This is a genomic window from Streptomyces sp. 130, assembly GCF_007096885.1.
In the GTDB taxonomy this organism is placed as follows: Bacteria; Actinomycetota; Actinomycetes; order Streptomycetales; family Streptomycetaceae; genus Streptomyces.
In genome coordinates this window covers 83,319-107,962 of record NZ_VJNO01000022.1, presented here as the reverse complement: position 1 = coordinate 107,962, position 24,644 = coordinate 83,319, and the positions used below count along the sequence as shown (strand labels likewise).

Annotated in this window: 17 protein-coding genes; 14 read left to right on the top strand and 3 right to left on the bottom strand. The window is 75.2% G+C overall.

What is annotated here, in order from left to right; genetic code table 11:
* Positions 1–105: 105 nt before the first annotated feature.
* Both FKN01_RS19920 and FKN01_RS19915 read right to left on the bottom strand, forming a co-directional pair.
* The gene (locus FKN01_RS19920) at positions 106–1,074 is read right to left on the bottom strand and encodes a PadR family transcriptional regulator (RefSeq protein ID WP_143622482.1); all 969 of its coding nucleotides are present in this window, start codon (positions 1,072–1,074) and stop codon (positions 106–108) included.
* Between the two features lies 1 nt (position 1,075).
* Positions 1,076–1,933, bottom strand: coding sequence for a DUF4097 family beta strand repeat-containing protein (locus FKN01_RS19915; RefSeq protein ID WP_143622480.1), 858 nt, complete (start codon positions 1,931–1,933; stop codon positions 1,076–1,078).
* Between the two features lie 160 nt (positions 1,934–2,093).
* Here FKN01_RS19915 and FKN01_RS19910 point away from each other — a divergent pair, with 160 nt between their 5' ends.
* Positions 2,094–2,927 (top strand): hypothetical protein, encoded by an 834-nt coding sequence (locus FKN01_RS19910; RefSeq protein WP_143622478.1) that lies wholly within the window; start codon positions 2,094–2,096, stop codon positions 2,925–2,927.
* Positions 2,928–3,020: 93 nt separating this feature from the next.
* Here the strand turns inward: FKN01_RS19910 and FKN01_RS19905 are convergent, their stop codons facing one another.
* Positions 3,021–3,203 (bottom strand): DUF6104 family protein, encoded by a 183-nt coding sequence (locus FKN01_RS19905; RefSeq protein WP_003961784.1) that lies wholly within the window; start codon positions 3,201–3,203, stop codon positions 3,021–3,023.
* 112 nt (positions 3,204–3,315) lie between these two features.
* Here FKN01_RS19905 and FKN01_RS19900 point away from each other — a divergent pair, with 112 nt between their 5' ends.
* The 13 genes from FKN01_RS19900 (at position 3,316) to fxsT (FKN01_RS19840) (ending at position 24,588) form a co-directional block, all read left to right on the top strand.
* Positions 3,316–3,876, top strand: a complete 561-nt coding sequence (locus tag FKN01_RS19900) for a CU044_2847 family protein (RefSeq protein WP_143622476.1) — start codon at positions 3,316–3,318, stop codon at positions 3,874–3,876.
* Positions 3,873–5,939, top strand: a complete 2,067-nt coding sequence (locus FKN01_RS19895) for a trypsin-like peptidase domain-containing protein (RefSeq protein ID WP_143622474.1) — start codon at positions 3,873–3,875, stop codon at positions 5,937–5,939. Before FKN01_RS19900 ends, FKN01_RS19895 begins: the two co-directional genes overlap by 4 nt.
* A 130-nt stretch (positions 5,940–6,069) precedes the next feature.
* The gene (locus FKN01_RS19890) at positions 6,070–7,095 is read left to right on the top strand and encodes a MoxR family ATPase (RefSeq protein ID WP_143622472.1); all 1,026 of its coding nucleotides are present in this window, start codon (positions 6,070–6,072) and stop codon (positions 7,093–7,095) included.
* Positions 7,096–7,102: 7 nt separating this feature from the next.
* The gene (locus tag FKN01_RS19885) at positions 7,103–10,516 is read left to right on the top strand and encodes an SAV_2336 N-terminal domain-related protein (protein ID WP_143622470.1); all 3,414 of its coding nucleotides are present in this window, start codon (positions 7,103–7,105) and stop codon (positions 10,514–10,516) included.
* Positions 10,517–10,594: 78 nt separating this feature from the next.
* Positions 10,595–10,849, top strand: a complete 255-nt coding sequence (gene fxsA / locus FKN01_RS19880) for an FxSxx-COOH cyclophane-containing RiPP peptide (RefSeq protein WP_143622468.1) — start codon at positions 10,595–10,597, stop codon at positions 10,847–10,849.
* Between the two features lie 240 nt (positions 10,850–11,089).
* A complete protein-coding gene (locus FKN01_RS19875; protein ID WP_143622466.1) occupies positions 11,090–12,229 on the top strand; it encodes an FxsB family cyclophane-forming radical SAM/SPASM peptide maturase in 1,140 nt (379 codons plus the stop codon).
* On the top strand, positions 12,226–13,617 hold the full coding sequence (locus FKN01_RS19870; RefSeq protein ID WP_143622464.1) for an aKG-HExxH-type peptide beta-hydroxylase: 1,392 nt from the start codon (positions 12,226–12,228) through the stop codon (positions 13,615–13,617). The genes FKN01_RS19875 and FKN01_RS19870 overlap by 4 nt, the downstream gene beginning before the upstream one ends.
* A gap of 82 nt (positions 13,618–13,699) precedes the next feature.
* Positions 13,700–16,693 carry an FxSxx-COOH system tetratricopeptide repeat protein gene (gene fxsT / locus FKN01_RS19865; RefSeq protein ID WP_143622462.1) on the top strand — a complete coding sequence of 998 codons (2,994 nt, stop codon included), beginning with the start codon at positions 13,700–13,702 and terminating at the stop codon, positions 16,691–16,693.
* A 68-nt stretch (positions 16,694–16,761) separates the two neighbouring features.
* On the top strand, positions 16,762–17,175 hold the full coding sequence (locus FKN01_RS19860) for a CU044_2847 family protein (protein ID WP_260696951.1): 414 nt from the start codon (positions 16,762–16,764) through the stop codon (positions 17,173–17,175).
* The gene (locus FKN01_RS19855) at positions 17,172–18,119 is read left to right on the top strand and encodes an AAA family ATPase (RefSeq protein ID WP_143622460.1); all 948 of its coding nucleotides are present in this window, start codon (positions 17,172–17,174) and stop codon (positions 18,117–18,119) included. The genes FKN01_RS19860 and FKN01_RS19855 overlap by 4 nt, the downstream gene beginning before the upstream one ends.
* 7 nt (positions 18,120–18,126) lie before the next feature.
* Positions 18,127–20,052: a hypothetical protein gene (locus tag FKN01_RS19850; RefSeq protein WP_143622458.1), complete on the top strand. Its 1,926-nt coding sequence runs from the start codon at positions 18,127–18,129 to the stop codon at positions 20,050–20,052.
* The gene (locus FKN01_RS19845; protein WP_143622457.1) at positions 20,045–21,304 is read left to right on the top strand and encodes a CHAT domain-containing protein; all 1,260 of its coding nucleotides are present in this window, start codon (positions 20,045–20,047) and stop codon (positions 21,302–21,304) included. The genes FKN01_RS19850 and FKN01_RS19845 overlap by 8 nt, the downstream gene beginning before the upstream one ends.
* On the top strand, positions 21,301–24,588 hold the full coding sequence (gene fxsT, locus FKN01_RS19840) for an FxSxx-COOH system tetratricopeptide repeat protein (protein WP_143622455.1): 3,288 nt from the start codon (positions 21,301–21,303) through the stop codon (positions 24,586–24,588). The genes FKN01_RS19845 and fxsT (FKN01_RS19840) overlap by 4 nt, the downstream gene beginning before the upstream one ends.
* Positions 24,589–24,644 lie beyond the last annotated feature (56 nt).

The window sequence follows — 24,644 nt, the reverse complement described above, 5'->3', positions numbered from 1 at the left end:
GGGGGGCGGGGGGGGGCGGGCGTGGGGGGGCCGGGGGGGGGGGGCCGGGCCGGCGCGGGGGGTGGGGCGGGCGGGGGGGGCGGGCGGCCCGCCCCCCCCCCGCGCTTATTTCTCCCCGTCTCCCCGCAGCACCGCGCCCACCTGGGCCGCCACCGTTGCCAAGTGGCGGCGGGCCTCGGCGAGCTGGGCTTCCGTCACCCCGTGGTCCCGTGCCGCGTCGCGGATCTCGTCGCGGAAGCGGTCGAGCAGCCGGTCCAGATCGCGGGACGGGTCGCCCGTGCCGCCCGTGTCCCTGCCCCACTCGGGGTCCGGGCCGGTGGCGTCCGGCTGGCCGGCGGGCCCCCAGCTCCCCGTACGGGCGAAGCCGCCCAGCTGGCCGGTGATCTCGGCCAGGCCCTCGCGGACCCCGGCCGGCCAGTCGCCCCGGGCGAAGTGCTCCTGCACCTGGCGGGCGGCGTTCTGCATCTGCTCGCGCGCCCGGTCCTGGGCCTCCTTCGCCTGGCGGCGGGCCTGCTGGGCGTCCTGGCGGGCGCGCCGGGACTCGTCCTTCGCGCGGCGGGCCTGTTCCTTCCACTCCTGCCTGGCCTTGCGCAGCTCGTCCTTGGCGGCACGCCACGTCTCGTGGTCGCCGAAGTCACCGAACCCGCCGAACGGCTCCCTGCCGCCCGGGGCGGCGCCCGGCGTGTGGCGCGACTCGTCGGCCGCCGCCCGCATCTCGCTGCGCAGCTTGCCCGCCGCCCCGCGCACGTCGTCGCGCATCTCGGCGGCCAGCTCGGAGACCGACTCCCGGATCTCCAGCTCCAGATCGGCGAGCTCCCCGGTGCGGTCGGCCAGTTCGGCGCGGCCGGCGTCGGTGATCGAATAGACCTTGCGGCCACCCTCCGTGGCGTGCGTGACCAGGCCCTCGGCCTCCAGTTTGGCCAGCCGGGGGTAGACCGTGCCGGCCGAGGGGGCGTACAGGCCCTGGAAGCGCTCCTCCAGCAGGCGGATCACCTCGTAGCCGTGCCGGGGGGCCTCTTCCAGCAGCTTGAGGAGGTACAGCCGCAGACGGCCGTGGGCGAAAACGGGGGGCATGTCACAGCACCTTTCCGGCCGGCGCGGACTCGTACGGTTCCTCTTCGCCCGGCGGGCGGCGCAGGAGCGCGATCGACCCCGATACGGTCGTCGCCTTCAGGGTGCCGGTGCCGGAGCCCAGCGTGCCGGTGATCTTCTTCGCGCCCCACTGGCCGCTGACCCGCAGGTCCTCGAAGCCGTTGGAGACGGAACCGCTCGCGGTGTTCGCCTCCACCCGCGCGTCGGCGGGGTGCGGCAGCCGGATGGCGATCTCGCCGGAGACCGTGGTCAGCCGGATGTCCGTGGGCTTCCCGGTCGGGTCCAGGTCGAGCACCATGCCGCCGCTGACGGACTCCGCCTTCACGGAGGCGCCCGCGCCCTCGACCACCGTCAGCTCGCCGGAGACCGACTTGAAGCGCAGGTCGCCGGTGACGGACTGGGCCTCGATGCTGCCCGACACGGTCTCCGCGCCGACCGGCCCGGAGAGCTTGACGAGCGTGGTGTCACCGGTGACTCCGCGCACCTCCGTACGGCCCCGGACGCCGGAGACGAAGGCCCCGGCGCCGACCACGCCGACCTCGACCGAGGAGCCGGCCGGGACCGCGAGGGAGACGACCGCGGTGCGGCGCCACTCCTTGCGGTCCAGCCACTTCAGGAGGTTCTGCCAGGCCAGGTCCTCGTACGCGACGGTCAGGACGCCGTCCTGCTGCGTCACGATCAGCGGCGGACCGTCGATGGCGGAGACCTCCAGGCGCGCGGCCGGCTCGTCGGTGCCGACCACGTTGACCGTGCCGTTCACGATGCGCACCTTCAGGGCGGTGACGGGCTCGTCGAAGGCCAGTTTCCGAGGCTCGGCGACGGCCCATGTCGAGACAGGCATGGATCTGACCTCCCGATAGCACTGGCGACGCAACATATCGCGTCTCTTGAAGAACACGATATATCGCGGTTGTGGGAAGTCAAGAAGAAGCGATGGGGGGCGGGTGGCCGGGGCGCGCGAAAGCCCCCATAAGGGGACAAGGTGGCCTACGGTGTGAGGCATGGACGCGACCTCACCCGTGGGTGCCCTGCTGCTGTGCCGGACCGTGCCGGACGCCGTGCGCCCGGTGGCGCGGCTGCTGCGCGAACCGCTGCTGCTCGCGCCGGCCGGACCGGGCTGGAGCGTTCTCGTACCGGAGGGGGAGCCCTGGCAGGGCGGCCGTCCGGCCCGGGCCGGCGAGGGCGAGCGGGCCGACCCCGTCGACCGGGTGCTGGGCGGCTGGGCCACCGCGCTCGCCGTCGGCTCCACCTGGCCGGTGCTCGCGCTGTGGTGGGACGGCGACCGGGCGGGCTACACGCTCGCCTCGGGGTTCCGCCGCCCGGTGGGCTACGTCTGGCTCGCGGACGGCACCCCGGCCGGTGAGGACGAGGCGATGCGCACGTTCGCCGAGCGGCTGGGGCTCGACCCCGTACTGGACGTGCAGTCGCTCGACGCGCTCACCCGACCCGACCCGGACGCCGACGCCCGGGCCCGGCTGCGCGGGCTGCTCGCCGTGCTCACCCGCACCGGCCTCGCGCTCCCGGCCGGGCTGGACGCGGGGGAGCCGGGCGGCGAGGCGTGGGAAGGGGCCGAGCGCGTCGAGTGGCCCGGGTGGCGCGACGCGGTCAGGGTCGATCTGGGTGCGGTGGAGAGCAGCCGACTCGGACCGTGGCTGCGGGGCCCGCGGGCGCGGGCGCTGGCGGGCGCCCAGCTGGCGGCCGGACTGCCGCTCGCCCTGTGGGGAGCGGTCCGGCGCAGTGGCGGCTGGGCCTTCGCCGGGGCGCTCCTGACAGCGCACGGCGCGCCGGGGCTCGCGTACGACCGCGTACGCGGGGGCCGTGCGGGCGGGGAGTGACCCCTACTCGTCCTCGTCGTCCTGACAGCGCACGGCGCGCCGGGGCTCGCGTACGACCGCGTACGCGGGGGCCGTGCGGGCGGGGAGTGACCCCTACTCGTCCTCGTCCTCGTCGTCCAGACGGGCCAGCCAGGTCGCGAGGCGCTCGACCGGCACCTCGAAGTCGGGATTCAGATCGACGAACGTACGAAGCTGCTCGGCGAGCCACTCAAAGGTGACCTCCTCCTCGCCTCGCCGCTTCTCCAGCTCCTCGATGCCGCGGTCGGTGAAGTACATGGCTCAAGTCTAGAGGCGCCTTCGCGCAGCCCGGGCCGCGTCCTGGCCGATCCACCCCGCATCCGCCGACTACGGCCGTTAATCTGCGGGTAATTGGCGAACGGGGGGTGTCATGGGTGACAGTGGGTCCCGAATTACGCGCATTGAGCTGCCGGACGGCACGCCGGTCTGGGCCAGGATCTCCGGGGCCGAGGAGCTGGCCGGGCCGGCGCCCCGCGGCGGGCCGACCTATACGGACACCGGGTTCGGGGACATCGCGGACCAGGTGCAGGCCCGGGTCGAGAGCCTGCACTCCGTGGTGACCGGGGTCGCGCGCTCGCTCGCCGTGCCGTTGCGCGCGGTGCGGCCGGACGAGGTGAGCGTCGAGTTCGGCATCGAGCTGACCGCCAAGTCCGGCAAGATCGTCGGGCTGCTCGCGGACGGCGAGGCCAAGGGCGCCATCACGGTCACGCTGACCTGGAACGGCGGCGGGCCGCCCGTCGACCCGCCCCCGCCCGCTCCCGTACCGGCGCAGACGGCTCCACCGGCCCCGGCGCCCTTCGCGCCCCCCGCACCACCGCCCGCCGCGCCGCCGGGCGCCGGCGCACCTCCCGGACACCCGCCCGCCGGGGCACCCCCCGGCGCACCGGCACACCCCGGAGGGGCGGACGACACCGACGGCGGCGGGGCATGACCTTCGGGGAACAGGGGGGCGCAGAGGGGGCCCTCGGCCCCGCCCAGGCCGCCCTCATGGACCTCGTCCAGGACGCCACCGTGCGCATCCATCGCCCGCCGTCCGGGTATGCCCAGGACGGGCCGGAAGGGGACTTCCTGGGCAGTGGCTTCTTCGTCGCACCCAGCTGGGTCCTCACCTGCGCGCACGTGGCGATGCGGGGGGAGGGGGGCATGGTGGGCGTGTGGTTCAAGAAGGACCGCTACAGCACGGACCTGACCGAGGTGCCGGGCCGGGTCGTCGCCGCCCTGCCCGGCACCCGGCCCCCGGGCCCGGGCGGCTGGCCGGCCCCCGACCTCGCGCTCATCCAGCTCCAGCGCCCCGTCGAGCACCCCTGCGTGTACGTCACCGAGCGGTCCGACGCGATGCTCCGCAGCCGCGAGGTGCGCTGCGTGGGCTGGGCGCCCGTCCAGGGCGGCGGACTGCGGAGCCGCAGCGGCGTCTGCGTCGTCAAGGGTTCGTACGGGGGATCGGGCGACGCCGAGCAGGTCGTCAGGATCGACGGCGACTGGGTGGAGCTCGGCATGTCCGGCGGCCCGCTGGTCGACCTGGCCCGGGGCGAGGTCGTCGGCGTCATCAAGTCGCAGATCAACGGCCACCAGGGCGGCACCGCCGTCGGCGTCGAGCGGCTGCGCACCCTGGAGGTGCCGGCCGGGCCCGTCGAGACCGAGACCGACGACATATACCAGGCCGTCTTCCACGCCCACGACCGCTACCACGCCGACCGGCACACCAGCTCCGCCGGCGCCGAGCGGACCTGGACCGACGCGCAGAGCGACCTGCCCGACCCGCCCGGCGGCATCCTCGGCCCCAAGCTGCGGGCCGAACTGCTGGGCCGGCTCGCCGAGCTGCCGCCCCCGGCCAGCACCCGCTCGCTGCTGACCCTGCTCGACCGGCTGCCCGGGGTGTACGCCCGCGACCACCGCCCGGCCCCGCGCGGCTGGCGCGACGGACTGGGCGCGCTCTACGACGCCCGCGCACGCGACCGCGAGGCCCGGTTCGAGCTGATCGTCCGCTACTGCATGGGCGTCCTCGCGGCCGACCGCCCCTGCGGCCAGCTCTCCGTGCGCAACGCCAAGGCGCTCTGGGGCTGGGTCAAGCGCATCGCCGACACCGAACTCCCCCGCGACCTGCGCCGGCAGCTGGACATGGAGTGGGCCGCGATCCGGCTCCGCCTGGAGCAGAACCGCCAGCAGGCCGCCCACGCCCCGGCGGGCGACCCCGTCCGCTACGGCGACCGAGACTGCGTCGTGCTCCACGTGGACCTCCAGGGCTGGGCCCGCGACCAGTACGACTGGCGGGTCGCCGTGGACCGCCGGGCCGGGGAGGCCGAGCCCGTGGACGAGGACAGCCGCGGCGCGGCGCTCGGCACCGTCCCGGACCGGCTCGCCGCCGCCCTGACCGAGGCGTTCCGGCGGTGCGACGAACCGGACAGCCCCGCCATGCTCCAGGTCGTCGTCGCGCCCGCGCTCTTCGGCCTCCCGGTGGACGACTGGGTGCTGCCGCCGTCCGGGATGCGGCTCGGAGCCGTACGCCCGGTGGTGCTGCGCAGCCCGTACCAGGGCGCCGCCGAGGAGCGGCCGGCCCGGTGGGACGCGGGCCTGGCGACCGCGATCCGGGCCCGGGTGGTCGACTGCGAGGACGAATTGCGGGTATGTGTACCGGAGTCGGCGTGGCTGCGCACCCTGGCCCACGAGACCGTGCCCGTGCTGTGCCGCTACGGAAGCCGGCCGGACCCGGACGTGACGGCCGGGGTGGTGCGGCTGCTCGACAGCGGCTTCGGTGTGGCGCTGCTCCAGCGGCGTGCGGCGGAGGGCGACACGGTCTGCAAGGAGTTCCACCGGCGCGTGGCCGAGGCGGTGTCGGACACCCGCACCCACGACCGGCTGCCGTGGAAGATCCACGAACTGAGACGCGGGGTGAGCGCGGGACGGACCGAGATGTACTGGTCCGCCGGCGCCGCCCTCTACTACGACGATCCGCACCGTCCGCTGCCGGGCTCCGACTTCCTGGAGGCGCCGTGAGCCACCACGCAACGCATCAGCCGTGTAAGCGAACTGGTCTTTCCCTTACGGGCGTTGGGGTGGATCGCTACGGTAGGGAACGTCCGACGCAGGCCGCCCCTGGCGGACGAGTGACAACGAGGGACACGCTATGAGTGAACCGAGCGAGTGGCTCATCTACCGGGGCATCGGCGAACCGCACGACGAGGTGCCCCAGCTGCCGCCCCCGCCGCCCTGGCGCGACTTCACCGGAGGCCGCGGGCCCGGCGGGGCGGACGGCGGCGAGTCCGCCGACCGCAGGCTCGGCATCCCCGGTCGCGTCGCCGAGGAGCACCGGCCCGGCGCCGAGGAGCTGGAGATGATCAACGCGGCGCTGTACCTGCGGCGCCCCCTGCTCGTCACCGGCGACCCGGGCGCGGGCAAGAGCACCCTGGCCCACTCCGTGGCGCGGGAGCTCGAACTCGGCAAGGTGCTGCGCTGGCCCGTGGTCAGCCGCACCACGCTCCAGGACGGCCTCTACCACTACGACGCCATCGCCAGGCTCCAGGACGTCCAGATCGCCTCCCACGCGGCGGCCGGCGGCGCGCCGGGGGCCGACGCGGCACAGAGCGTCGGCAGTTACATCCGGCTCGGGCCGCTCGGCACCGCGCTGCTGCCCTCGGACCGGCCGCGCGTCCTGCTCATCGACGAGCTGGACAAGAGCGACATCGATCTGCCGAACGACCTGCTGAACGTCCTGGAGGAAGGCGAGTTCGCCATCCCCGAACTGGAACGGATCGCCGACCGGCTGCCCGACGGCGAGGCGGACGTGCTGGACCACGACGGCAACAAGGTCCGCATCAAGGGCGGCCGGGTGCAGTGCCGGGCCTTCCCCTTCGTCGTGCTCACGAGCAACGGCGAGCGGGACTTCCCGGCCCCGCTGATGCGCCGCTGCATCCATCTGGAGCTCGGCCGCCCCGACCACAAGCGCCTCGCCTCCTTCGTCAAGGCCCACCTCGGCGAGGAGGCCGCCCGCGCCAGCGACGACCTGATCGCCCACTTCCTGGAACGGTCCCGCACCGAACTCCTCGCCACGGACCAGCTGCTGAACGCCATATACCTCACCCACGCCGCGTCACCGGCGGGCCGCGACCGGCTCGCCGACCTGCTCATCCAGCGACTCGACCGGCCGAGGTGAGGATCTGATGTCCGGTGCGGCGGACGAGAACGGCGCCGGCGGGCCCGGCGCCCCGGGGCCCCACGACGGCGGGTTGCTGCCCGAGCTGGTCGCGCGGCTGCGCGGCGCCGGGCTCGACCCGGACGTCGAGCAGCTCTGCGACGCCCTCTGGCTGGCCCGGTGGACCAGCGGCGCGTCCGCGCCCGGGGAGGACACCGGCCCGGACGCCGCGCGCCGCCCCGGCCACCGCGACCCCGCGCAGCGCCCCGGCCCCCGCCGCACCCCCGCCCCGGACGCCCGCACCCCGGAAGCGGACCGTCGGGAGCGGCGCGCGGAGGCGCCCGCACCGGCAGACGGCGAGCGGATCTCCCTGCACCCCGTCCCCGGTCGTACGCGGCCCGGCGACCCGGACGCGGCACCGGACCCGCAGGACATCCGGCCCGGCGCGGACGCCCGCGCCACCGTGCTGCCCCTCGGCGTGCCGGCCGCCCCCGTCCTGCCCGCGCCCCTCGAACTGACCCGTGCCCTGCGCCCGTTGCAGCGCTACCGCCCGGTCTCCGCACCGCTGCGCCGGGTCCTGGACGAGACGGCGACCGCCGAACGCAGCGCCCGCGCCGGGGGCGTGGTCATGCCGGTCTTCCGGGGGGTCCGGCGCGGCGACGCCGTCGTGCAGTGCGTGATGGACGCCTCCTCCTCGATGCTGGTCTGGGACCGGCTGTTCGAGGAGCTCCAGCAGATCTTCGCCCGGATCGGGGCGTTCCGGGACGTGCAGATGCGCTATCTGCACCCCGGCCCGGACGGCGGCTGCACGGTCAGCCGCAGCCCCGACCCGGCCGCCGCCCCGCTGCACTCCGCGGACCGGCTCAGCGACCCCACCGGACGCCGGGTGACCGTCGTGGTCAGCGACTGCGCGGGCCCGCTCTGGCGCTCCGGACACGCCCACCGGCTGCTGCACCAGCTCGCCCGGCTCGCCCCGGTCGCCGTGCTCCAGCCGCTGCCGCAGCGCATGTGGAACCGGACCCGGCTGCCGGTCACCTTCGGCTCGCTGACCCGGGGCGAGGGCCCGGCCGGGGCCACCCTGCTCAAGGTCACCGGCGACGCCGGGACGGGCCCCGCCCACCCCGGCGCCCTCGCCGTGCCGGTGCTGCCGCCGGTCGCGGACGCGCTCGCCGCCTGGGCCCGGCTGCTCTCCGGCACCGGCACGGCCTCGGTCCCGGGCGCGGTCGGCTGGGTCCGGGCCGACCAGCCGGCGGCCCCCGCGCGCCGGACGGGCGACCGGCCGTCCTCGCTGCAGCTGGTCAGCCGGTTCCGCTCGACGGCCTCCCCGGCCGCCGGCCAGCTCGCCGTCTACCTCGCGGCGGCCCCCCTCTACCTGCCCGTCATGCAACTCGTCCAGCGCACGATGCTGCCCCACTCCGGTCCCTCCGAACTCGCCGAGGTCCTGCTCAGCGGACTCCTCAGGCGCACCGGGGGCGGCACCGGACGCGGACAGTGGTACGCCTTCGAGCCCGATGTCCAGGAAGCACTGCTCGGGCCCCTCGGCCGCGACGAGGCTCTGCTCGTACTCAAGCACTGTTCGCAATACATAGAGCAGCGGTTCGGCAAGGGCGGGCCCAACTTCCCGGCCCTCGCCTACGCCCAGCTCGGCGACGGCGCCGCCCGCGACGCCGCGCACCGCACCCCGTGGCCCGTCCCGGGCGCGGCGGGCACTTCCGACGCGGAAGACGCCGACGACAGTGAGGAGAACGAGGGGAACGGGGGGAACGAGAGACCCGGGGGTCCGCGCGTCCCCCATGCCTTTGCCGAAGTCGCAGCACGCGTACTGGAGCGCTTCATGCCCGTACCCCCACGATTCGTCACCCGGGAGCCCAGGACCACCGGGAACCCCCAGGCCGCCGGCCTCGCCGTGCGCCGCGCGCGGGAACTCGTGCGCCACTTCGAGGCCGACAAGATGGTGCAGCGCCTGATCGACGCCGTACAGCTGCTCAGAGGCGCCGCCGAGCAGGGCCCGGCCCCCGCCGACGACACCGAGCTCTGGGCGGAGTACGCGCGCTGCGTGCTGCGCCTGTGGGAGGTGCAGGGCGGCGCCGATCTGCTGGAGGAGGCCGAACGCGCCGCCGAACGGGCCGCCGCCCGCCCCGGAGCCGTACGCGAACGCGCGGTGCTCGCCAAGGTGCTGCACGCGGCGGCCGACGACCGGCGCCGGCGCGGCGACCGGCGCGGCGCGCTGGAGCTGCTGCGGCGCGCCGACCGCGAGTACACCGCGGCCTGCGCCAGCCCCGGCCTGGAGCCTGGCGAAGCCCTCCGCCTCACCCTGGAACGCGTGCGGGCCCTGGAGGCGCAGTGGCGGCTCGACGGGGACACCGCCCTGCTCCAGAGCGCCTGCGGGATGCTGGAGGCGTTCGCCGACGCCTGGCCCGACCAGGAGAACCGCCCCGCCGTCCTGCCCCTCCAGCACGGCCGCACGCTGCTGAAGCTGGCCCGCGCCACCCAGGACGGCGAGCAGTCCCGCGCGTACGCCCGCCAGTCGGCCCGGTCGCTGCGCACCGCGTTCGCCCAGAGCAGCGGGCACACCAGGGGCACCGAGACCCGCATCGTCCTGGACCTGGTCGACGCGCTGCTCGCCTCCGGCGCGGAGCCGGAGGAGGCCGCCACCCTCACCGCCCAGTCGCTGGAGACCGTACGCGACCAGCGGCAGCGCGCCCAGCTCCAGACCCGGGCCGGCCGCGTCCGCGTCACCCGCTACGAGCACACCGGCGACCCCGCCGAACTCGTCGCCGCCACCGAGTGGTTCGCCCGCGCGGCCCGGGGCATCCCCCGCGACTCCCGCGCCTACACCGACCTGCTCGCCGAGTGGGGCGCCACGCTGCTGCGCCGCGCCGAACTCCCGGACGGGCGCGCGCACATCGGCGCGGCGGTCCGGGTGCTGCGCGACTGCCGCTCCGAGACGCCGGCCGACGGCGCCCAGCAGTCCGAGCGGCTGCTGATGCTGGGCCGCGCCCTGATGCTGCGCCACCGCGCCACGGCGGACCGGGTCGACCTGCGGGAGGCCGAGTACCTCTTCAAGCTCGCCGCCGAGGAGGCGACCGCCCCGCTCACCGCCGCCCGCTGCTGGCTGGAGCTGGGCCGGACGCTCCTGCGGGCCGCCGGTGTCCTCGACCGCCCGGCCCGCCGCGACGAGGCGGCGGAGGCCTTCCGGTCGGCCGCCGACGCGGCCGGCGAGGCGCAAACGGAGCTGGAGAGTCCACAACATCTTCAGGAAGCCGTGGAGTTGGCCGCTACAGCCCACCACTGGCGGGGTATGACGTACGAGAGGGCGGGGCGCCCCCGGGCCGCGCGCGACGCGTACCGGGCGGCCCGCCAGGAGTGGCGCAAACTGCCGGACACCGGCGGCGCGGCGGGTGAGGCGACCGCCGGGCGGCTGGCGGAGCTGGAGCGGTGAGCGAAGGGCGCGCTCGACGGTGAGCGGGCCCGGGCCCCGGCGTCCACGCGAGGCGGAAGGCGACGGAGCGGATCAGGGATGCGGGACCGGCGGGACGCGCTCGACGGCGAGCGGGTCACCGGCCGGCCCGGTGCTGCGGTACGGGGAGGCGTGATGAGCGAGGCGACACGGTACGAGGGAACGGGCACGGGCGGACTGCCGGACCTGCTCGGCCTGGACCTGGCGACCCTGCGGACGATGGACCACCCGGTGCTCTCCGAGGTGGTGGCGGATCTGCGGGGGCGGGCGGAGCAGCCGAAGGAGACGCTCTGGGGGTTCAACAACGCCTTCTGAGCCGGGCCGCCGGCGAGGCCGCTTGCCGGCACCACACGATTCCGGCCCGTGGTGCACCCGATCGAGACATCGTCACCCGGGTGTGCCTGGCGCTGTCCCACACCGGGAACACTCGCCCCGGGCCGGTACGGGGGTGCCTCGGCCGGCGTACAGCACGGGGGTGCGTGAGTGGCTGGACGGACGACGCCGCGGGGACGGCGCACGGAGCATGACGCACAGGGGGCGCCGGGCGCCGAACCGGTGCCCTTCGGGCAGTTCATCGTGAAGGTGCACGGCCGCTGCAACCTGGCCTGCCGCTACTGCTACCTGTACGAGGGCCCCGACCGCACCTGGCGCGACCGCCCGGCCGCCGCGTCGCCCGCCGTCCTGGACCGCACCGCCGCCCGGATCGCCGAGCACGCCGCCGCCCACCGGCTCGGCAGCGTCGCCCTCGTCCTGCACGGCGGCGAACCCCTGCTCGCCGGGCCGGGCAGGCTGGCGGCCCTCGCCGACGCGGTGCGCGAACGGGTGCCGGCCGGCTGCGCCGTACGCGCCACCGTGCAGACCAACGCCACGCTGCTCACGGCCCCGGACATCGGCACGCTCGCCCGGCACGGCATCCGCGTCGGCATCAGCCTCGACGGCGGACTCGCCGCCCACAACACCCTGCGCACCGACCACGCGGGCCGCCCCTCCTGGCCCGCCGCCTCCCGGGGCGCGCGGCTCCTGGCCGACCACCACCCCGAGGCATACGCGGGCATCCTCACCGTCGTCGACCCGCGCACCGACCCGGTCGAGATGTACGAATCGCTGCTCGCCCTGCGCCCGCCGGCCCTGGACCTCCTGCTGCCGCACGGCAACTGGTCCAGCCCCCCGCCGGGCCTCGCCCCCGCCACCGGGCCCGGGCGCCCCACCCCGTACGGCGACTGGCTGTGCGCGGTCTTCGACCGCTGGTGGGGGGCGCCCCGGCGAGAGACCCGCGTCCGGCTGTTCGAGGAGTGCTTCGCGCTGCTCCTCGGGCTGCCCGCGGCGACCGAATCGCTCGGCCTGGACCCGCTCAACGCGGTCGTGGTCGAGACGGACGGCTCCATCGAGCAGGTCGACTCGCTCAAGTCCGCGTACGACGGGGCCGCCGCCACCGGCCTCGACGTCTTCCACCACACCTTCGACGAGGCGCTGCGCCACCCCGGTGTGGCCGCCCGCCAGGCGGGGGCCGGCGCGCTCGCCGCCGCCTGCCGGGCCTGCCCGCTGCTGAACGTGTGCGGGGGCGGCCACTACGCACACCGCTACCGCGCAGACAACGGCTTCCAAAACCCCTCCGTCTACTGCGCCGACCTCGAACGGCTGATCCGCCACCTCGCGGACCGGCTCGCCGAAGCAACCGCTGGAGACCCCCCATGAGTTCTGCCGTCCCCGACCACGTCCTGCGCGAACTCGGCCGCACCGAGGGCGACGCCGCCTCCCTGGGCCTGCTCGTCCGCGACCAGGACACCCGCCGCCTCGTCCTCCTGCGGGCGGTGCTCGACGCGGCGGAGGCGGCCCCGGCCGATGTGTGCCCGCCACCGCTCCTGAACCGGCTCCGCGCGGACTGGTCGCTCCTCGAAGCCGCCGAACGCACGGACCGGGCAGCGGTGCGCACCGTCCTGTTCCACCCCATGGTGGGACCGTGGGCCGGGCGGCTGCTGGGCGGACTCACCTCGGACGACCCGGCCGGACCGGACCTCCGGGCCGACCTGGCCCACCTGACGGCGGTGGCCGCGGCGGCGGGGGTACGGGCCGGCGTGGAGTTCCGGGTGCGGCTCGGTCCCCGTGGCGGACTGCTGTCGCTGCCCACGCTGGGGGCGGTGCGCGCGGAGACCGGACCGGTCGAACTCCACCGGTGCGACGGGAAGCTGGCGGTGCGCCCGGCCGACGGCGCGCCCTTCACCGTCCGGGTCCAGCAGGACGGGACGACGAGCTCGGCGGACCCCCGCTGGGTGCCCGTGGCCCAGCTGCCGGCCGTGGTGCCCGGGGCGGGACCCGTGGCGCTGGACGACCTCGACCCGTACCGGACGCTGGGCAGCGGGCTCGAAGCGCACGGGCTGAGCGGCTCCACCCAGATCGACGACTGGGAGCGCAAGGCGTGGATCGAGTCCTGGTCCGGGGTCGAGCCGCTGCTGCGCCTGGGCGGGGAGCACCGGCTCACCGAGGCCGCCGTCCTGCTGCGCTGCATGGTTCCGCTCGGACCGCCGCCCGGCTCCGGGCCCGCCGGCCGCAGCGCCGCGCACTGCAGCGGCACCCGGCGCGAGGCGTTCGGCGCGGTCCTCAGCAGCAAGCCCGCCACCCCCGCGTACTTCGCCTCCACGCTCGTGCACGAGCTCCAGCACACGAAGCTCGCCGCCCTCTGCGCCCTCGTCCCGCTGCACCGGGAGGACGCGACGCCCCGGCACTTCGCGCCCTGGCGCCCTGATCCCCGGCCCTTCGACGGGCTGCTCCAGGGCGCCTATTCCCACCTCGCGCTCGCCGACTACTGGCAGCGCTTCGCGCTGGGCGCCCGGCGCGTGACGCACCGGGACGCGGCCTGGGCCGAGCACGCGCGCTGCCGGCAGCAGGTCGGGGCCGTACTGCCGGTGCTGGCCGGGTCGGCGGCGCTCACCCCCGAAGGCCGGACGCTCGTCAACGAGATGATCTCGGTCTACCACCGTCTGGAGGATTCACCGCCCCCCGCGGGGCACCTTGCGCGTGCGGAGGCGTATGTGGCCACCGCCAAAGTGATATGGCAGCAGAGGAACGGCTCATCCAGGAGTTGAGCGGCCACGCGTTCGCAACCGGCGCGAGCATGCCCCGGTGTATCTTGAAAACGGCTCACAACGAGGTCAGGGAGACGGTTGAATGCCCGCTACGCGTAAGCAAGTTGGAGCAAACGGGGCGCAGACCGTCACCCTGAGCTTCGCCGGTTACAACCGGGCCTGGGCGGCGTGGATCGCGGACCGGCTGGAGCGGCGCGGGGTGTCGGTCGTCCAGCAGCGCTGGGACCCGCCGGTCGACGTGCCGCTGGAGGAATCGCTCCGCGACCTGATGCTCGCGCGCGGACAGATCCTGGTGCTCCTCAGCGACTGGTACTTCCAGCTGGGCCCCCGCAGCCACGAGGAGTGGAACCGGGCCCTGCGCGAGGTGGTCGCGCCCGATCAGGACCGCTTCGCCGCCGTGTCCATCACCACCGCGGCCCTGCCCGGCGCGACCTCGGCGTTCGCCGCCGCCGACCTGACCAACGTCGGTGCGGACGAGGCGGAGCGCCGGCTGCTCTCCCGCCTGGGGCTGCCCGCCGGCCCGCTCCCGGAGGACGCCGCCGCGCGGCCCGGGCCCCGCTACCCCGCGGACACCCCCGAGGTCTGGGGCGGGGTGCCGCGCCGCAACACCCGGTTCACCGGCCGCGAGGGGCTGCTGGCCGAGACGTACCAGGCGCTGCAGGAGGCGGGCACCGGCGCGGGCGTGGTGACGCTGCACGGCATGTCCGGCGTCGGCAAGACCCAGCTGGCCGCCGAGTACGTCTACCGCTTCGGCTCCGACTACGACGTCGTCTGGTGGGTCCCCGCCGACCGGCGCGCCCTCTACCGGCAGAAGCTCGCCGAACTCGCCCCCGAACTCGGCCTGTCCACCGGCCCGGAATACGGTGAACGGCTCCGCGCCGTCCGCGACTCGCTGCGCAGGGGCGACCCGCACTCCCACTGGCTGCTGATCCTGGACGGCGCCGACGAGCCCGACCAGATCTGGGACCTGGTGCCCACCGGCCCGGGACACGTGCTCATCACCTCCCGCAACCCGGAGTGGAGCGAGCACAACAGCAATCTGGTCGAGGTGCCCGTCTACCGGCGCGACGAGTCCGTGGCCTTCATCCGCCGCCGCGCGCCGCGCCTGACCCCGGCCGAGGCCGACCAGCTCGCCGACGCGCTGGAGGACCTGCCGCTGCTGCTCGACCAGACCGCGGGGTGGCTGAACGACTCGGACATGTCCGTCGAGGAGTACATCGAACTCCTCAACGGCGGCATCGACCAGGACGTCGTCAAGGTGTCCGCGGACTTCCCGCTCGCCTTCCAGACCGCCTGGTCGATACTGCTGAACAAGCTCCGGGACACCGTCCCCGAGTCCGTCGACCTGCTGCGCCTGTGCAGCTTCTTCGCACCCGGCTCCATCCCCGTACGCCTGCTGAAGGAGATGCCGTCGGGAGAGCTGCCCGAACAGCTCTCCGGGCTGCTGAACGATCCGCTGCTGTGGAACAGGGCCATCGGCCAGCTGCGCCAGTACTCCGTGGTGCGGCTGGAGTCCCACGAGTCCGCCGTGGACGAGGCGTCGTCGGGCGAGTCGCTCTACCTGCACCGCATGGTCCACCAGATCGTGCGCAAGGACATGCCCGACCAGGACCGGCAGGAGTTCATCGACGTCGTCCGCCGCGCACTCGCCGCCGCCGACCCCGGCCGCCCGACGGACACCCGGCTCTGGCCCCGCTACGCCGAGGTCACCCCGCACCTGAAGTGGGCCGACGTCCTGCGCAGCCCGGACCCCGCGGTGCACACCCTCGTGCTCAACTGCCTGCGGTACATGTACCTCTCCGGTGAGTACCGGGCCGGGATCAAGCTCGGCGAGCGCGCCCTGACGGCCTGGCGCGAACTGCTGGGGGAGACCCACCCGCGCGTCTGGGACGTGAGCCACCACTACGCCAACCTGCTGCGTGCCGTGGGCGACTACGCCGGGACCGAGGCCATCGAACGGGCGGTCGTCGACCACCTGAGGGACGAACGCGGACCCCAGGACCTGGAACACCTCCGGGCGGCCGGCGGTCTCGCGGCGGACCTCAGGGGGCTCGGCCGTTACGCGGAGGCGCAGGAGCTGTCGAGCTGGGTCCTGACGCAGTACCGGGAACTGCTGGGCGAGCAGGACTCCCGCACGCTCAGTGCCCAGAACAACCTCGGTACGTCCATGCGCCTTCTCGGCCGCTACGAAGAGGCGCTGGAACTCAACCGGCGCACCCTGGAAGCACGCCGCCAGCTGCTGCGTCCGCGTCACGCCTGGACGCTCTACTCCGAGATCAACTACGCCACCGATCTGCGCCTTCTCGGCCGGTACCACGAGGCCCAGTCGATTCAGTCGCTGAGCGCCCGCGTCCACCGGACCGTGATGGGTGCCGACAACCCGCAGACCCTGCGCGCCGAGCACAACCTGGCGCTCTGCCAGTACCGCGGGGGCGAGCGGAACAAGGCTGCGGTGCTGTTCACCCGGGTGCTGGAGCGCGGTGAACGCGTGCTCGGCGAAGACGACCCGCTGACCATGATGTTCGCCGCCAGCCAGAGCTTCTTCGCCCGTGAGCACGCCGACATCGACCAGGCCCGGGCCATAAGCGAGAAGGTCGTCCAGGGCTACGTGGACATGCTGGGCGAGGAGCACCCGTACGTGGCGGGGACCCGCGCCAACCACGCTCTGATCCTCCGCAGCGTCGGGGAGCGCCAGCAGGCGTACCACCTGCTGGAGGAGTCGCTCGCCGACATGGGCCGTGCCGTCGGCGAGCACCACCCCTGGACGCTGGGCTGCGCCATCAACGCCTCCGCCGTGCGCAATCTGATCGGCGACGTGGAAGGGGCCGCGGCCCTGACCGACTCCCTGGTCACGCGCGCCATCGAGGTCCTGGGCCGCACCCATCCCCTGACGCTCTCCGCCCGCATCGCCCACGCCGCGGATCTGCGCGGAGTCCGGGAGAGGCAGCGCGCCGAGAAGGTCGAGACGGAGGCCCTGGACGACCTGGTGGCGACGCTCGGCGCGCAGCACGTGCACACCGTGTCGGCCCGTTCCCGGAACAGGCCGTACTGGGACTTCGAGCCGCAGATGATCTGAGGGCTGGTCCGGCTGAGTCTTCATCAGTAACCTTGTGACGCAAGGCAGTTGGCGTTACGGGGGTAGAGATGGCCGTAGTAGTGGGTTCACCCGCACCCGGCGAGGACGGCCCCATCCCGGTGGTCGTGGACGCGGAGACGTTCGCCGCCACCGGGCTCCCCGTCACCGATGCCGACTCCCTCTACGGCAGCGAGGAGACCCGGGACGGGGCCGGGGCCGGCCGCCGGGCGCTCGGGGCGGCGCACGATCTGTACGGGGACGGCCTCGACCTCGCCCGGCGCTGCGCCTCCCAGGCGATGCGCAGGCTGGGCGACCTCGGGGACGGGCTGCGGCCCGACGAGGTCGAGCTCCAGGTCGGCATCACCTTCGAGGCGGGGATGGCGGCCGTGGTCAAGGCCGGGGCGGAGGCGCAGATCCAGGTCACCTTCCGCTGGCAGCCGGGACGCGAGGAGCGGGTGTCCACGGTGGTGGCGCCCTCGTGAGCGACGCGGCGGCCGAGGCGTTACCCGCGCCGATCCTCCCGTACAGCCGCATCGTCGGGCAGGACGAGCTGAAGCTGGCCCTGGAGCTGAACTACATCGCACCGGCCATCGGCGGCGTCCTCATCGCGGGCCGGCGCGGCACGGCCAAGTCCACCGTGGTGCGGGCCTTCGCGCTGATGACCGGCGGATGCCTGCCCGTGACCCTGCCGATCAACGCGACCGACGACCGGGTGCTCGGCGGCTGGGAGCTGGACGCCCTGATGCACGGCGAGGCGCGACGGCAGCCCGGCCTCCTGGAGGAGGCGCACGAGAAGGGGCTGCTCTACATCGACGAGGTCAACCTTCTGGACGACCACATCGTCAACATCATCCTCGACGTCGTCTCCACCGGGGTCCTGTCCGTCCAGCGGGAGGGCATCGACACCGAGACGCATGTCTCGTTCGGGCTCGTCGGCACGATGAACCCCGAGGAGGGCAGCCTGCGGGCCCAGCTGCTCGACCGGTTCGGGCTGATGGTGACCGCCGCCGAGCTGGACATCGAGGAGCGGCACCGGATGATCACCACCGTGCTCGCCTTCGAGGAGGAACGCCTCGTCGCCGGCTCCGCCTGGTCACGGGCCGCCGAGGACGACAACAGGCGCCTGCGGGAGGCCCTGACCGCCGCCCGGGAACGGCTGTCCGCCGTCCGGCTGGACCCGGCCGTCAGCAGGCTCTGCGCCGAGGCCGCCGCCCTCACCGGCGCCGTCGGCCAGCGGGGCGACCTGCTGGTGGCCAAGGCGGCCCGCGCCCTCGCCGCGAGGGACGGCGCCCGGTCCGTGGAGCGTTCCCATGTGCGCCGGGTGGTACCGCTCGCCCTGCGCCACCGCAGGCCCGACTCGGTGCACGGGCCCGAGCCGGCCTGGGGGCCGGAAGAGGAGTCCGCGCTCGACGAGCTCTTCGGCTGACGTGCGGATGCCGGAGCGAGCGGCGTGGGACCAGGACCCGGAGGAGCCGGACGGGGACCTGGGACGCCTGCACACCGTGCTCGTCTCCGCCGCGCTCGATCCGTCGCTCGCCGGAGTCCTGCTCTTCGACGTCCCGCCCGAGCACCTGCCGGTCGTCGCCCGGGCGTTCGCACAGCTGCTCGGCCGCTCGTGCGGGCATCCGGCGGGCCGCCCCGCGCCCCGGACCGTGCTGGACTCCGCCACGGTGGACGAGGACCTGTGGATACGCCCACGGGTGCGCCGGGGCCCGGAAGGCATCGGGTTCACCTTCGGACCCGGGCCCCTGGCCGAGCCCGACGACGGGCCCCGGCTGGTCGTCGTCCCCGACCTCGCCCGGCTCAGCGTCCCCGGCCGGCGCGCCGCCGTCCAGCTGCTCGGCCAGGACACCGCCGCCCTGGAACACTCCGGCATCCGGCACCACTGGCGGCCCCGCGCACGGTGGCTGGCGTGCTGCCGGTCCGAGGACGCCGCGCTCCTCTCCCCGCACCTCCTGGACCGCTTCGCCCTGCGCCTCGCCGCCCCCGGCCTGCGCCCGCGCCCCGGCCCCGACCCGCTCGGCCCGCTCCCCGCCGGCTGGGCGACGGCCCTCGACCCGCGGACCCCCCGGCCCCGCGTCGCACTCACCGACGAGGCCGCCGCGGCCGTGCTGGACCTCCTGGACGAGCGGGAAGGCGGCGGCAACCGGCGCGCACTCGCCCTGGCCCGCATCGCCCGCGCCCTGGCCCGGCTGGACGGGGCGGACGCCCCGCCGGACGAGCCGCGCACCGGCCCCCTCCCCGTCACCCCCGCCCACGTGGACCGCGCCGCGCGGCTCATCCGGCTCCGCACCCCGCTCCGCCCCCGGACGCGGCCGGAGCGCGCCCCGGACCGGGAGGTCCCCGAGCCGCCGGACGCGGGCCGCCCGCTGCCGCGCCCGGAGCCCCTTCGCGGCGCGGAGCAGGAGGCCGAAGCGGGCGTCCCCGTGCACGGGCCGGAATCCGCGCAGCCGCTCGGCCCGGCGGCGGCGCCCGGGGAACCGCCACCGGCTGCGGACCTCCCGTACCCGGAGGACGCGGCGGGCCCGGGACGCGGCGAGGCCACGCTCCGGGTGCCGGCCAGGCGCCACGCGGGGACGCGGGCCTCGCGCGGACCGGTCATCGGGGTGCGGCGCGCCCGCGACCTGTGGGACCTGGCCCCGGTCCGCACCGCGATGGAGGCCGCGAAGTACCGGGCCGTCCGGGGCGGCGCGGGAGGCCCGCTGGTCATCGCCCCGGCGGACCTGCGCGGCTATGTCCGGGCCCCGGAGCCCGTACGGATGCTCACCCTGGTCCTCGACCACACGTGCCGGGGCGGCTGGGACTGGTACCCGGACCTCGAACCGTTCCTGCGCTGGGCCTACGTCACCCGGGCCTCCGTCCACGTGGTCGAGGTCGGCGGCGGGGGCGAGCCGGACGAGCTCCGGGCCCGCGCCTTCACCGCCCGCTCCACCCGGGACCCCCGCATCGCCGCCGCGCTGGCCCGGCACCCCGGACGGGCCACCCCGCTCGCCCACGGGCTCGACCTGGCCGGACAGGCGCTGCGGCGGGCGTTCCGGCACCACAGCGCCGGACTGGTCGAGGCGCTGCTGGTCGTCGCCACCGACGGCCGGGGCAACGTGCCGCTCGCGGTGAGCCGCGGCGGCCGTCCGGGGCCCGGCCCGGTGGGCCGTACGGGCGTCGACGACGCCGCGGCCGTGGCGGCCCACATCCGCGCCCTGGGCCGCAGCCGCCTGCGCAGCGTGGTCGTCGACCCCGGCCGGCCCCCTTACACCCGCCTCCCCGCCGCGCTGGCCGAGGCCCTGGGCGGCGGGGTCGTCGGGCGGGCCGACGCGGCGGACGCCCCCGGCGCCCGGGACCGGGAGGCGCACCATGGCTGACGGGCGGCTCCGGCTGATCCGGAGCATGGTCACCGCCGCCGCACCGGCGCCGCCGCCCGGCCCGCGCCCCCCGGAGCCACGCGGCCTGGGCGCCGCGCCCGTGGACGCCGGCCGCCCGCCCGACACGGCGTACGCCCGCATCCGGGTCGCGCGCCACCACACCGGGCCCCAAGCGCCCGACGCGTTCGGGATCGAGGCGTGGTGCGCGGGCGTCGACCACCTCCCGTACACCACGGGGCCGGGCCAGCTCCGGCCCGCGGACATCGGGTTCGGCCACGCGCGCCGGGGCGGCACCCCGCCCTCCGAGCTCTTCCGGGCCATCCGGCGCTGGTCGAAATACCAGCACCGGCTGACGGACTGGATCAACCGGTGCCGGCGGGTCCACGGCGACGCCCTCCAGATCGTCGTCCTGGACCAGACCGGCTTCGAACTCCCCTGGGAGGCCCTGGACCTGCCCCCCGAGCCGGGCGCCGGCCTGCGTGGCGGGCCGCTCGGCGCCCTCGTGGACGTGGCGCGCTGGCTGGACGACTTCCCGGACCGGGCGGTCGCCCCCGACGGCCGGGTCCTGAGCTTCTACCACGCCGACATGACCCGCGACCAGGAGTTCTTCGCCCCGTACGAACACCGGCCGCACTTCGGCATCGAGAGCTTCCTGAACACCCTGGACGACCTCGCCGAGCAGCGCACCGGCCTGGTGTACATGGGCTGCCACGGCACCTTCGCCCAGGAACTCAGCGAGCTGACCCTCGGCGGCGGCACCTGGGCCGACTACCACGACCTCGACATGCGGCTGCTGGGCCGCGACGAGGCCCTGGTCTGCCTCAACGCCTGCCATTCCGGACGCTTCCTCGACTACGGCGGCGACGGCAGGCGGTATCTGCGTGGTTTCACCCAGATCTTCCTGCGCAACGGCGCGGGCGGCTGCATCGTCTCGGCGGGCGCGGTCGGCGACCCCGAGGCCCGGGTGATGATCCGGCGCATCGTCGACACCGTGACGGAGGACCCCGGCCGGCCCGTCGCGGGCGCCCTGCGGGCCTTCCGCGCGGAGGTCCACGACACCTTCCTCGCCGGCGGCGGCGTCCCGATGATGGTCAAGGACGACGGCACCTTCGACGCCGACCGGCAGCGCAACGTGCTGCGCCTGCTGTACAGCCTGATGTTCCAGTACTACGGGCACCCGCTCAGCACCCTGCGCCTCACCGCGCGCCGGCCGGGCGCTCCCGTACCGGCCGAGGCGGGCGGGCGGCCATGACCCGTGACGCACGCCCCCTGCTGATCGAACCCGTCGTGGGCTGGCTCCCCGAGGTGGAGCCGGGCCTCGTCCAGTGCGTCAGCGTCGACCTGCGCGGCCCGCTCGACGCCCACGGGGACACGGACGGCGACGCCTGGCCGTACGACGAGGAGGAACTGACGTTCAGCGTCGCCCTGGAAGGCGCGCCGCACTTCGTCTGCGAGGCGATCGAGGAGCCCGGCCTCGTCCTGCACCGCTTCGGCGGTACGTACGGGCCCGCGACGTTCCTCGTCACCGCGGGGCCCTCGGCCGGCCCCGGGGTGCTGCGGCTGACCATCTTCAACCAGTGGGGGGCCTCGGTCCGCAAGGCGGAACTTCCCTGCGCCATCACGGAGTCGGTCACGCCCGGGGCGGTGGTGCGGGGTGTGGCCGCGCTCCGCCGGAACCCGTCGGGCCTCCAGCCCGGGCCCCCGCGGCCGGACGCGAGCGTCACCATCAGCTCCGCCGGACACGACCGGGCGTGGGCGGCGTGGATCGGGGACCGGCTGAGGCGGCGCGGGGTGCCCGTGGTGCAGCGGCGCTGGGACCCGCCGCCCGAAGTGCCGCTGGAGGAGGCCCTGAGGGAACTCGCCCGCGCCCCGGGCCGTGTCCTGCTGCTGCTCAGCGACTCCTCCTTCCAGTGGGGCCCGCGCAGCCACGAGGAGTGGGACCGGGTCCTGCGCACGGAAGTCGCCGCCCACCCGGACCGGTTCGCGGCCGTGTGCGTGACGACGTCGGCGCTTCCCCGGGCCGCGTCCGCCGTCGGCGTGGCCGACTTGACCAACGCCGGTGCGGAGGAAGCGGAGCGGCGGCTCCTCGGCCGGCTGGGGCTGCCCACCGGGCCGGCGGCCGAGGACGCGGCCGGTGCGGCGCAGCCCCGCTTCCCCGACCACCCGCCCGGGGTATGGGGAGGCGTCCCCCGCCGCAACACCCGCTTCACCGGCCGCGACGAGTCGTTGACGGCCGTCTACGACCTCCTCCACGCCGCCGGGACTCGGCACGGCCGGGTCGTCCTGCACGGCATGCCGGGGATCGGCAAGACACAGCTTGCGGCGGAGTACGCCTACCGTTTTGGCCCGGCGTACGACGTGGTGTGGTGGGTGCGGGCCGAACGGCGCGCCACCTTCCGGCAGGAACTCGCCGACCTCGCCCCGGAGCTGGGGCTCTCCACCGGCGCCGAATACGGCGAACGCGTGCGCGCCGTACGGGACGCACTGCGCCGCGGCGAGCCGCACGCGCGCTGGCTGCTCGTCCTTGACGGCGCGGACGAACCCGAGCAGATCCGGGACCTCGTGCCCACCGGACCCGGCCATGTCCTGATCACCTCCCGCGACCCCTCGTGGACCGAACACGGCTGCACCGCCCTCGACGTCCCCCCGTACACGACACAGGAGTCGGTCGCCTTCGTACGCCGCCGGGCCCCCCGCCTCTCCGAGGACGACGCCGCCCGGCTGGCCGAGGCTCTGGACGGCCTCCCGCTCCTGCTCGACCAGACCGCGGGCTGGCTGAGCGAAGCGGCCATGCCGGCCGACGAGTACATCCGGCTGCTCGACGAAGGCGCCGGCCAGGACGCCGGCGGCGTGTACTCCGACTTCCCGCTCGCCTTCCGGACCGCCTGGTCGATCCTGCTGAACCGGCTCCGCGAGACCGCTCCGGAAGCAGTCGACCTGCTGCGCCTTTCCAGCTTCTTCGCACCCGGCTCCGTCCCCGTACGGCTGCTCAGAGCCGCACCTCCGGTGGTGCTGCCCGAAGGGCTCGCGCGTCTGATGCGCGATCCGGTGCTGTGGGGCAGCGCGACCCGCCAACTGCGCCAGTGCTCCTTGATCCGCGTCGAGCCACGGGGCGCCGAGGGCGAGGAGTCGGTCTACCTCCACCGCATGGTCCGCCAGATCATCCGCGAGGACATCCCCGAGCAGGACCGGCGGGCGCTCGCCGCCGGTGCCGCCCGGGCGCTCGCCGCCGCCGACCCGGGCGACCCCTCCGACATCCGCCACTGGCCCGCGTACGCCGGACTCACCACCCACCTCGAATGGGTGGAGGCTGCGGACAGCTCGGACTCGCAGGTGCACCGACTGGAGCTCAACTGCCTGCGCTACATGTACCTCTCCGGCGAATACGGCAGCGGCATCCGGTTCGCCGCAACCGCGATGCGGTCCTGGGAGAGCGCCCTCGGCGCCGCCGACCCGCGGATCTGGGCCCTGCGCCACCATTACGCCAATCTGCTGCGGGCCCTCGGCGACTACCGGACCAGCGAGAAGGTCGAGCGCGCCACCGCGGACTTCCTGGCCGCCGAGCGCGGCCCGCTGGACCTGGACCATCTGCGGGCCGCCGGCGGACTCGCCGCCGACCTGCGCGGGCTCGGCCGCTACGAGGAGGCGGCGGAGCTGTCCGCGTCGATCCTGGAACGCGACCGCCGGCTCCTCGGCCCCGAGGACCCGCGCACCCTCAACGCGGAGAACAACCTCGCCGTCTCCCTGCGGCTCCTCGGCCGGTACGCGGACGCCCTGGCCCTGGACGAGCACTGCCTCGAACTCCGCCGGGCGGTGCTGTCACCGGACGCGCCGCCGGCGCTGTACTCGGAGATCAACCTGGCCATGGACCTGCGGCTCCTCGGCCGGTACCGGGAGGCGGAACACGCGCTGCGGGAAACGGTCGACCACCATCTGCGGGTGCTGGGGGGCAACGCCCCGCAGACCCTGCGCGGCCGGTTCCACCTGGCGCTGTGCCGGTCCGCGATCAGGGGCGCCCCTGCCGTGCTCGCGGACCTGGACCGCATCAGGCGGGACGCCCTGCGGACCCTGGGCGAGCACGCCCCGCTCACCCTCATGATCAGCGCGGGAACCGCCACCGCGCAACGGGAGGCGGGCGAGCCCGGCGCGGCCCTGGAACTGCACGAGCAGGTGGTGGCCGGCTACGCCAGGATGCTGGGCGACGAGCACCCGTACACCATCGGTACGCGGGGGAACCTGGGGCTGACGCGGTGGACGGCAGGGGACCGGGACCGGGGGGCCGAGGACGTCGGGCAGGCGTGCGTCCGGATGGCGCGGGCCGTCGGCGACGACCACCCCTGGGCGATCGGCTGGGCGCTGAACCAGGTGCTGGTACGACCCGCGTACGCGGATCGGCTGGGGCGCGACAACAGCGTCCGGGCCGACGCGGTGCTGGGGCCCGGCCACCCGCTGGCCGTGGCCTGCCGTGAGGTGCTCACGGCCGGTCCGGCGGCCCCGCCTCCCCGGTTCTGGCCCTTCGAACCACTCGTCATCTGAGCCCCGTACGGCCGAGGGGCCCGCCCCGCGAAAGCATCGCGGGACGGGCCCCTCGG

What these genes read in the sequence shown, in the direction of transcription:
- FKN01_RS19870 (WP_143622464.1), top strand. Translation starts at nt 12,226, where the DNA reads ATGAGTTCTGCCGTCCCCGACCACGTCCTGCGCGAACTCGGCCGCACC.
- fxsT (WP_143622455.1), top strand. Translation starts at nt 21,301, where the DNA reads ATGACCCGTGACGCACGCCCCCTGCTGATCGAACCCGTCGTGGGCTGG.
- FKN01_RS19850 (WP_143622458.1), top strand. Translation starts at nt 18,127, where the DNA reads ATGCCGGAGCGAGCGGCGTGGGACCAGGACCCGGAGGAGCCGGACGGG.
- FKN01_RS19905 (WP_003961784.1), bottom strand. Translation starts at nt 3,203, where the DNA reads ATGTACTTCACCGACCGCGGCATCGAGGAGCTGGAGAAGCGGCGAGGC.
- FKN01_RS19895 (WP_143622474.1), top strand. Translation starts at nt 3,873, where the DNA reads ATGACCTTCGGGGAACAGGGGGGCGCAGAGGGGGCCCTCGGCCCCGCC.
- fxsA (WP_143622468.1), top strand. Translation starts at nt 10,595, where the DNA reads ATGCGGGACCGGCGGGACGCGCTCGACGGCGAGCGGGTCACCGGCCGG.
- fxsT (WP_143622462.1), top strand. Translation starts at nt 13,700, where the DNA reads ATGCCCGCTACGCGTAAGCAAGTTGGAGCAAACGGGGCGCAGACCGTC.
- FKN01_RS19890 (WP_143622472.1), top strand. Translation starts at nt 6,070, where the DNA reads ATGAGTGAACCGAGCGAGTGGCTCATCTACCGGGGCATCGGCGAACCG.
- FKN01_RS19885 (WP_143622470.1), top strand. Translation starts at nt 7,103, where the DNA reads ATGTCCGGTGCGGCGGACGAGAACGGCGCCGGCGGGCCCGGCGCCCCG.
- FKN01_RS19910 (WP_143622478.1), top strand. Translation starts at nt 2,094, where the DNA reads ATGGACGCGACCTCACCCGTGGGTGCCCTGCTGCTGTGCCGGACCGTG.
- FKN01_RS19915 (WP_143622480.1), bottom strand. Translation starts at nt 1,933, where the DNA reads ATGCCTGTCTCGACATGGGCCGTCGCCGAGCCTCGGAAACTGGCCTTC.
- FKN01_RS19845 (WP_143622457.1), top strand. Translation starts at nt 20,045, where the DNA reads ATGGCTGACGGGCGGCTCCGGCTGATCCGGAGCATGGTCACCGCCGCC.
- FKN01_RS19900 (WP_143622476.1), top strand. Translation starts at nt 3,316, where the DNA reads ATGGGTGACAGTGGGTCCCGAATTACGCGCATTGAGCTGCCGGACGGC.
- FKN01_RS19860 (WP_260696951.1), top strand. Translation starts at nt 16,762, where the DNA reads ATGGCCGTAGTAGTGGGTTCACCCGCACCCGGCGAGGACGGCCCCATC.
- FKN01_RS19920 (WP_143622482.1), bottom strand. Translation starts at nt 1,074, where the DNA reads ATGCCCCCCGTTTTCGCCCACGGCCGTCTGCGGCTGTACCTCCTCAAG.